General features: G+C 41.0%; 10 protein-coding genes and 1 tRNA gene. 9 read left to right on the top strand and 2 right to left on the bottom strand.

Going from position 1 to position 7,247, the window contains the following annotated elements:
- The first annotated feature begins 174 nt into the window (after positions 1 to 174).
- From B2Z67_RS09015 to B2Z67_RS09040, 6 genes are all read left to right on the top strand, one after another.
- The gene (locus B2Z67_RS09015) at positions 175 to 1,029 is read left to right on the top strand and encodes an ATP-binding cassette domain-containing protein (RefSeq protein ID WP_291529493.1); all 855 of its coding nucleotides are present in this window, start codon (positions 175 to 177) and stop codon (positions 1,027 to 1,029) included.
- Positions 1,026 to 1,865, top strand: a complete 840-nt coding sequence (locus tag B2Z67_RS09020; protein WP_291529494.1) for a hypothetical protein — start codon at positions 1,026 to 1,028, stop codon at positions 1,863 to 1,865. The genes B2Z67_RS09015 and B2Z67_RS09020 overlap by 4 nt, the downstream gene beginning before the upstream one ends.
- Before the next feature lie 2 nt (positions 1,866 to 1,867).
- Positions 1,868 to 2,236: a GntR family transcriptional regulator gene (locus B2Z67_RS09025; RefSeq protein WP_291529495.1), complete on the top strand. Its 369-nt coding sequence runs from the start codon at positions 1,868 to 1,870 to the stop codon at positions 2,234 to 2,236.
- An 11-nt stretch (positions 2,237 to 2,247) separates the two neighbouring features.
- Positions 2,248 to 3,069, top strand: coding sequence for a hypothetical protein (locus B2Z67_RS09030; RefSeq protein ID WP_291529496.1), 822 nt, complete (start codon positions 2,248 to 2,250; stop codon positions 3,067 to 3,069).
- Between the two features lie 278 nt (positions 3,070 to 3,347).
- Entirely contained in the window at positions 3,348 to 3,545 is a 198-nt protein-coding gene (locus tag B2Z67_RS09035) for a hypothetical protein (RefSeq protein WP_291529497.1), read from the top strand.
- Between the two features lie 31 nt (positions 3,546 to 3,576).
- Positions 3,577 to 3,978, top strand: a complete 402-nt coding sequence (locus tag B2Z67_RS09040; protein WP_291529498.1) for a DUF5053 domain-containing protein — start codon at positions 3,577 to 3,579, stop codon at positions 3,976 to 3,978.
- Positions 3,979 to 4,228: 250 nt separating this feature from the next.
- Here the strand turns inward: B2Z67_RS09040 and B2Z67_RS09045 are convergent.
- A tRNA-Met gene (locus tag B2Z67_RS09045) sits at positions 4,229 to 4,301 on the bottom strand.
- A gap of 229 nt (positions 4,302 to 4,530) precedes the next feature.
- On the opposite strand from B2Z67_RS09045, the gene B2Z67_RS09050 reads away from it, so the two are divergent.
- Genes B2Z67_RS09050 through B2Z67_RS09060 form a run of 3 tightly spaced genes read left to right on the top strand, consistent with a single transcriptional unit; the run spans position 4,531 to position 6,563 of the window.
- Entirely contained in the window at positions 4,531 to 5,115 is a 585-nt protein-coding gene (locus B2Z67_RS09050; RefSeq protein WP_291529499.1) for a TetR/AcrR family transcriptional regulator, read from the top strand.
- A gap of 33 nt (positions 5,116 to 5,148) precedes the next feature.
- Complete coding sequence (fabG, locus tag B2Z67_RS09055) at positions 5,149 to 5,895, top strand: 3-oxoacyl-[acyl-carrier-protein] reductase (RefSeq protein WP_291529500.1); 747 nt, start codon at positions 5,149 to 5,151, stop codon at positions 5,893 to 5,895.
- 5 nt (positions 5,896 to 5,900) lie between these two features.
- Positions 5,901 to 6,563, top strand: a complete 663-nt coding sequence (locus B2Z67_RS09060) for an RluA family pseudouridine synthase (RefSeq protein WP_291529501.1) — start codon at positions 5,901 to 5,903, stop codon at positions 6,561 to 6,563.
- Between the two features lie 96 nt (positions 6,564 to 6,659).
- Here the strand turns inward: B2Z67_RS09060 and B2Z67_RS09065 are convergent, their stop codons facing one another.
- Positions 6,660 to 6,917, bottom strand: a complete 258-nt coding sequence (locus tag B2Z67_RS09065) for a hypothetical protein (RefSeq protein ID WP_291529502.1) — start codon at positions 6,915 to 6,917, stop codon at positions 6,660 to 6,662.
- Between the last annotated feature and the right edge of the window lie 330 nt (positions 6,918 to 7,247).

The following is a 7,247-nucleotide window of genomic DNA, read 5'->3' on the forward strand; positions in this document are numbered from 1 at the left end:
CTAATAAAAAGAGGAAAACAGACCGAAAATAAGCTCAAAACAAGCTGAATAAAAAACTTTTTGAGGAAAATCTTACTTTTTTTTCTTGTAAATGCTTGGAATATTAAAAAGAATGCCTACATTTGCAGTGTACTATTAAACTAATACACTATTACTAATAAATAATTCAAGCTTATGCTACAAGTCGAAAACATTTCATTCAACTATCGCCGGGGCAAAAAAGAAGTCCTGCACGATTTTTCGCTTTCATTGGAGAGAGGCAGAGTCTACGGTTTACTGGGGAAAAATGGCGCCGGTAAGTCTACACTGCTTTATCTGATGAGTGGTTTGCTCACCCCCAAGAGTGGGAAAGTGATGTACCATGACACCGATGTACGCCGTCGGTTACCTATCACGTTGCGGGACATGTTCCTGGTGCCCGAGGAGTTTGAACTTCCGCCCATATCCTTGGTCAGCTATGTGGAACTGAACAGCCAATTCTATCCTCGGTTCAGTAAGGAAGACATGGTAAAGTACCTGCACTATTTTGACATGGAACAGGATTTGAATCTGGGAGCTTTGTCCATGGGGCAGAAAAAGAAAGTTTTCATGAGCTTTGCCCTCGCTACCCATACCTCACTGCTGATTATGGATGAGCCGACTAACGGACTTGACATTCCGGGCAAGAGCCAGTTCCGTAAGTTTATCGCTTCGGGCATGTCGGACGACAGGACGATTATCATCTCTACCCATCAGGTGCGGGATATTGATAAGATATTAGACCATGTGGTGATAATGGACGAGAGCCGTGTATTGCTTGATGAATCGACTGCCGGCATTTGCAGCAAGCTGCTTTTCCTTGAAAGTGACGACCGCGAACTGGCGAAGGAAGCACTTTACACCCTACCCTCCGTGCAGGGCAACTTCCTGATGTTACCCAATACGGAAGATGAAGAATCGGAGATCAATCTTGAACTGCTGTTTGGTGCTACACTTGCCGCACCGGAGAAGATGGCAGAAATGTTTCACCCTAAAAAGAATGAACAATGATACGCGATACCTTTTTTAGTGCACCCCGTTTTGTGAGCCTGTGCCGCAAAGAGATGGTGGAAAGTTGGAAAGCTAATCTGCTCAGGTTCGTAATGATGTACGGCATAATGGCGATTATTTTCGTATGGAACGGATATTTCAAATATCAGTATCCGCACCACATGCTTGATTATAACGTAAACCGGGATCCTGTTTGGGGGTTTGAACTGGGTGCTTTCATTGCGGCAATCATTATTATGGGCATGCTAAGCGCCTCGTTCATTATGGAACGCATGAAAAGCAAAACGAACCGGATAGCTATGTTGATGACCCCCGCTACAATGTTCGAGAAGTTTTTCTCACGTTGGCTGGTCTACACTTTCGGTTTTCTCATCGTATTCCTGATAGCTTTCAAACTGGCAGACTGGACACGTGTAGTGGTTTACCTGGTTAGTTATCCTGAACTGAAAGATATTATTAGCCCCGTCCCACTTTCCCATTTGGTAGGTCCTGGACAATATTGGACACCCTTCGATGATTACAAATTCTTCATGTTGGGAGTAAGCGCTTACTTCTTTCAACAGTCTCTGTTTATTCTGGGCAGTAGCATTTGGCCGAAGAATTCATTTGTGAAGACTTTCACAGCCATCGTAGTCATTACCATCATCTATGTAGCGATAGGGACAACACTGGGAAAAATAGTGTTTGAAGTGCGTGGTCTCCACAGAGTAAACAACCCTGTGCCTGGGGAAGTTATGACACTTGGGGCAACAATCCTTCTCTTTGGTTTGGCTATCTTCAACTGGGTAGTCGCTTATTTCCGCTTTAAAGAATCTGAAATCATTAACCGCTGGTAATTATGAATTTTAAAGAAAGTAAAGCCATCTACCTGCAAATAGCAGACCGCATTTGCGACGAGATACTTCTTGGGCAATACCGGGAAGAAGAACGAATACCGTCCGTCAGGGAATATGCGGCTGTGGTAGAGGTAAATGCCAATACGGTGATGCGTTCGTACGATTATCTGCAATCGCAGGAAATCATTTACAACAAGCGAGGTATCGGTTATTTTGTATCCTCCGGCGCCCGCGAATTGATTCTTTCATTGCGGAAAGCGTATTTTCTGAAAGAAGAGGTCGATTACTTCTTCAAACAGATGTACATACTCGGGGTTACGGCAGAAGACATGTCGGATATGTACCGGGAATATAGTAAGAAACAAAAATAAAGAAGAAGATTATGAAACGAACAACTTATATAATATTTGGAATGCTGCTTGCCGGTTTGGTGGTGATGTGCGGCGGCATATTCTATAGCACTACACTAATTGTCCATTGGGATGATGCCATTATGGACATCAACGGAGAACGGAAGACGGTAGAATTACCGGAATGTAAGGTCGTGCGGTTGATGGCAGAAAGAGATGTGATTACAGACACTGAAGATGCGAAAGTAATAAGAATGGTTTCATTCGCTAATTTACCGCTGAATGTCCGTCCGGCGCAAACAGCAAATGGTACTTTCACTTATGCTTCTGATATGGATAAGTATATGACGATGGTTACGTCGGGAGATACATTACGCATCGTATTCAATTTCTCCAGAGAAAAATTGGAGGAGAAATTCCAGGATATGCTTTGGCTGAATGTACGTTCCGGAGAGATGGAGATAACTTTGCCCGATAATATTCAGGAGCTTTCTGATGGTCTTGTTGCCCAGAAGATGAATGTTGAAGGCTTTAACAGGGATTCATTGTCACTTTATTCAAAGGAATATACCACAATAAACGATTGCAATTTCAGAGCGTTGACAGTTCAGGGCGGTTCGTGGTTGTTTAACACCGGTAAAGCGGATAATTTGCACTTGCATTTGAATGAAATACGTAGCTGGCACGCAAATACAAGCTCTTTCCATATTGATACAGAGTACTTGTATGCCCATAATAACCACAGGTGTACTTTGCAAAAAGGAGAATGCCGCCAAGTGGTATGGATGCCACAATCGAATGATGCTTCACTGAATATAGAACTAAAACAGGCTGCAAAAGTAGTGGTGGAATAATGCATACACCCGAATTTTCGGGCAAGCCAATAACAATAGCTATTCAGGATACGGAAAAAGGTTATGTCAGAAGCTCCGTTTCTATAAGAACACCCCTGTTGTAATATATACTACAACAGGGGTATTTTATTTTCTCTTCGACTCATTACACAGTCTCTTTTTTATTTTGTTGCAGAGAGCACAGAGGGAAGTTCTTTCAAAAAAAGATGGATTCCACTTGAAGATAAACTAAAGTTTATCTACCTTTGTAGAGCCAACAAGAACTAATAAACAAACGAATGAAGGACAAGATTGGAAAATTGGAATTACATATTGTCAGGTTAGAACAATGTATCAGACAAGTTCAGAAATTAAAAAGTATGGGATTGGCTGACGAAAAGATAGATGAAAAAATAGATGCTTATTTAGACAGTATATTAGAAACCAAGAAGAGAATTGAAGAACTGAAAAAACAAACTCAAGGGGATGCGGATTAAACATTCCTCCTCTTCTAAAATATAGTTTATTATGAATACGAAGCTGAAAAAAGAACTTGAGCTATTAAAAGTAGAGTTGGGAACTCCCACTTTTGATGAACATTTAGAAAAAATGAATGGTATATATACTTCGGCTGAAGATAAGACACTGATATCGGAGTATGTAATGTTGATGCTTGACGATATCGGTAAAGACCTGAATGAGGTTAATGGTGAACTGGACACCTTAGAGGCTATAAGAAGTATCTCTAATATGATTTCTTTTAACTATATAGCAAAGACTTATTTCAAGAAGTCAAAATCGTGGTTCTCACAACGATTGAATGGGAATATGGTACATGGAAAAAGGTGCGGGTTTAATGACGACGAATTACGTACGCTAAGGTTTGCACTACAAGATATAAGCAAAAAAATTGGTTCGCTTTCCATTTAAGATTGTCTTATCAACAGAAGTCCGTACATAGAACCTATATAATGTACCATCTTTCATCCGCAAATTACGCGGATTACGCAGGTTTATTTAAAATCTAATCTGTGTTATCCGCATAATCTGCGGATGAAAAATATCTTTTTGAAGGCTACTTTACTTAAATACAGCCTCTTTAAACCGTCCGACATTTGTCCAACTTCTTAAAAAAATAAAGGATAAATAGCTATTTATAAGCTATTTATCCTTTGCATTGTTGCGGAGATCCGACTCGAACGAATGACCTTTGGGTTATGAGCCCAACGAGCTACCAACTGCTCCACTCCGCGATGTTTAACGGGTGCAAAGGTATGGCTTTTATTCGGATATACAAATAAATAGTACTTTATTTTGCTTAAAAAATAAGTTGTATCCCGTAATCTGTTGATAGATAAAGGAATAGGGATATTACTTAGTATGCTTTCTATAACCGAATGTTAATAAAACACTTATTTTCTTGTGTGGTATAGAGAAAAGCTTTACTTTTGCTCAAATTATTAAGCAATGTGCAATTAGTTTATGACCGTATCGAAAACGAAAACTAAATTAGTGGATGTAGCCCGTCAGCTATTTGCGAAAATGGGAGTTGAAAATACCACAATGAACGATATAGCCCTTGCTTCTAAAAAAGGCAGACGAACACTCTACACCTATTTTAAAAGCAAAGAAGAAATTTATATGGCTGTTGTCGAATCAGAATTGGATATTCTTTCGGATATGATGAAGCGGGTTGCAGAGAAAAATATTTCGCCTGATGAAAAAATCATCGAAATGATTTATACCCGCTTGGATGCCGTGAAAGAAGTGGTGTACCGGAATGGAACACTCCGCGCCAACTTCTTCCGCGATATATGGCGGGTAGAGAAAGTACGTAAACGATTTGATACCAAAGAAATACAACTTTTCAAGGACCTTCTTATTGAAGGCGTGGAGAAAGGAGTATTTCAGATTGATGATATTGACATGACAGCCGAGCTGGTACACTATTGCGTGAAGGGTATTGAAGTACCTTACATACGCGGAAATATAGGCGCTAATCTAACCGATGAAGAACGTGACAAATATGTGGTCAACATCGTGTTCGGTGCATTGCGCAGAAAGTAAAGAATAGAAATATTAATTGAATAATTTAAAAGTATGGGATTATTAGATGGAAAAACAGCCATTGTAACCGGTGCTGCACGTGGCATCGGTAAGGCTATCGCTTTAAAGTTCGCTTCAGAAGGAGCAAATATCGCATTCACTGACCTGGTAATTGACGAGAATGCTGAGAATACGGCAAAAGAAATTGAAGCAATGGGCGTGAAAGCCAAAGGTTATGCTTCAAACGCTGCCAACTTCGAAGATACTGCCAAGGTAGTAGAAGCCATTCATGCAGATTTCGGCCGCATTGATATCTTGGTAAACAATGCAGGTATCACTCGTGATGGTTTGATGATGCGCATGAGCGAGCAACAATGGGATATGGTTATTAATGTTAACCTGAAATCAGCTTTCAACTTCATTCATGCTTGTACTCCGATCATGATGCGTCAGAAAGCAGGTAGCATTATCAATATGGCTTCTGTAGTTGGTGTTCATGGCAATGCCGGACAAGCAAACTATGCAGCCTCCAAGGCAGGTATGATTGCTTTGGCTAAATCTATCGCACAGGAACTCGGATCTCGTGGCATCCGCGCCAATGCTATTGCTCCGGGCTTCATTCTGACCGATATGACTGCTGCACTGTCTGACGAAGTAAAAACCGAATGGGCAAAGAAAATTCCTTTGCGCCGTGGCGGTACACCCGAAGACGTGGCAAACATTGCTACCTTCCTGGCTTCTGATATGTCTTCTTATGTATCAGGACAGGTAATTCAGGTAGATGGTGGCATGAATATGTAAAAGACATGACTGTCGTTTACGAAGACAATCATATTATTATAGTCAACAAGACCGCTTCCGAGATAGTTCAGGGAGACAAAACGGGAGATACGCCGCTTTCGGAAACCGTAAAGCAGTATCTGAAGGAGAAATACCAGAAACCCGGGAATGTCTTCATCGGTGTTACCCACCGGCTGGACCGCCCCGTGAGCGGTCTTGTTGTATTTGCCAAGACCAGTAAGGCACTGCCCCGCCTCAATGAAATGTTCAAGAACAGTGAGGTGAAAAAGACATACTGGGCTGTGGTAAAGAATGCCCCGAAGGAAGCGGAAGGAGAATTGGTGAACTACCTGGTGCGTAATGAGAAGCAGAACAAGAGTTATGCTTATGATAAGGAAGTACCGAATAGCAAAAAGGCTATCCTGCACTATCGTCTGATAGGCAAATCACAGAACTACTATCTGTTGGAGGTAGACCTGAAAACCGGACGGCATCATCAGATACGTTGTCAGTTGGCAAAGATGGGATGTCCTATTAAAGGAGACCTAAAATATGGCTTCGCACGCTCCAATCCGGATGGAAGTATCTGCCTTCATGCACGTTATGTCCGCTTTATACATCCGGTATCTAAAGAAGTAATAGAGGTGGAAGCACCTGTACCGGAAACCAATCTTTGGCAAGGATTCTGAAGAGTATCACATTTGAGTAGTACTATAAAAATAACAAGAGCCATCCCCCAGAATAGACAAGGAGGAACGGCTCTTGTATTTTTAGCTTGCTCATTATTATTGAGCAGGCTGTGCAGAGGGTTCTGCCGCAGGTTTTTCCTTTTCAGGAGTCTCCTTGGCAGGAGTTTCGGTTTTAGGTTCTTCGGTTTTAGGTTCTTCTACTTTGGGTTCTTCCTTAGCAGGCTCAGTTACCTTAGGTTCTTCAGTCTTTTCCGTTGCCGGTTGCTGAGTCTTTACAGGTTCTTGAGCATTTGCCAAGAAAGAACTACCACAAACAAACATAAACAGGGCTGCTACTAATACTAACTTTTTCATAATCATTTGCTTTTTAGAGTTATATCATATTATTTTAGTTAAAGTGTTTAGGTTTTCCATCTTGGGCATTTTAGTTCCACATTGTGGATGTTAACACTTACGTAGTATTATAGTTCAAAGGTTGTGCCGCAAAGTGCGCTTGCTCAATACATGATTGATAATCAGGATATTACTCTTTCTAAATCGGTATAACATAGTGTAGAGTTATGTGGAAAGTGTGGAATTGACTGTGGAATTTCTACACACTCCAACCTACATTATTCATACTGTAAGTACTTCGTAATAATTATTGTTACTATAAATGGGAATTTATGCTTGAACACAGAGTCA

Source organism: Bacteroides sp. UBA939 (genome assembly GCF_002293435.1).
Lineage (GTDB): Bacteria > Bacteroidota > Bacteroidia > Bacteroidales > Bacteroidaceae > Bacteroides.

Coding starts and splice junctions, on each gene's coding strand:
- B2Z67_RS09050 (WP_291529499.1), top strand. CDS start 4,531: ATGACCGTATCGAAAACGAAAACTAAATTAGTGGATGTAGCCCGTCAG.
- B2Z67_RS09030 (WP_291529496.1), top strand. CDS start 2,248: ATGAAACGAACAACTTATATAATATTTGGAATGCTGCTTGCCGGTTTG.
- B2Z67_RS09035 (WP_291529497.1), top strand. CDS start 3,348: ATGAAGGACAAGATTGGAAAATTGGAATTACATATTGTCAGGTTAGAA.
- B2Z67_RS09040 (WP_291529498.1), top strand. CDS start 3,577: ATGAATACGAAGCTGAAAAAAGAACTTGAGCTATTAAAAGTAGAGTTG.
- fabG (WP_291529500.1), top strand. CDS start 5,149: ATGGGATTATTAGATGGAAAAACAGCCATTGTAACCGGTGCTGCACGT.
- B2Z67_RS09020 (WP_291529494.1), top strand. CDS start 1,026: ATGATACGCGATACCTTTTTTAGTGCACCCCGTTTTGTGAGCCTGTGC.
- B2Z67_RS09025 (WP_291529495.1), top strand. CDS start 1,868: ATGAATTTTAAAGAAAGTAAAGCCATCTACCTGCAAATAGCAGACCGC.
- B2Z67_RS09060 (WP_291529501.1), top strand. CDS start 5,901: ATGACTGTCGTTTACGAAGACAATCATATTATTATAGTCAACAAGACC.
- B2Z67_RS09065 (WP_291529502.1), bottom strand. CDS start 6,917: ATGAAAAAGTTAGTATTAGTAGCAGCCCTGTTTATGTTTGTTTGTGGT.
- B2Z67_RS09015 (WP_291529493.1), top strand. CDS start 175: ATGCTACAAGTCGAAAACATTTCATTCAACTATCGCCGGGGCAAAAAA.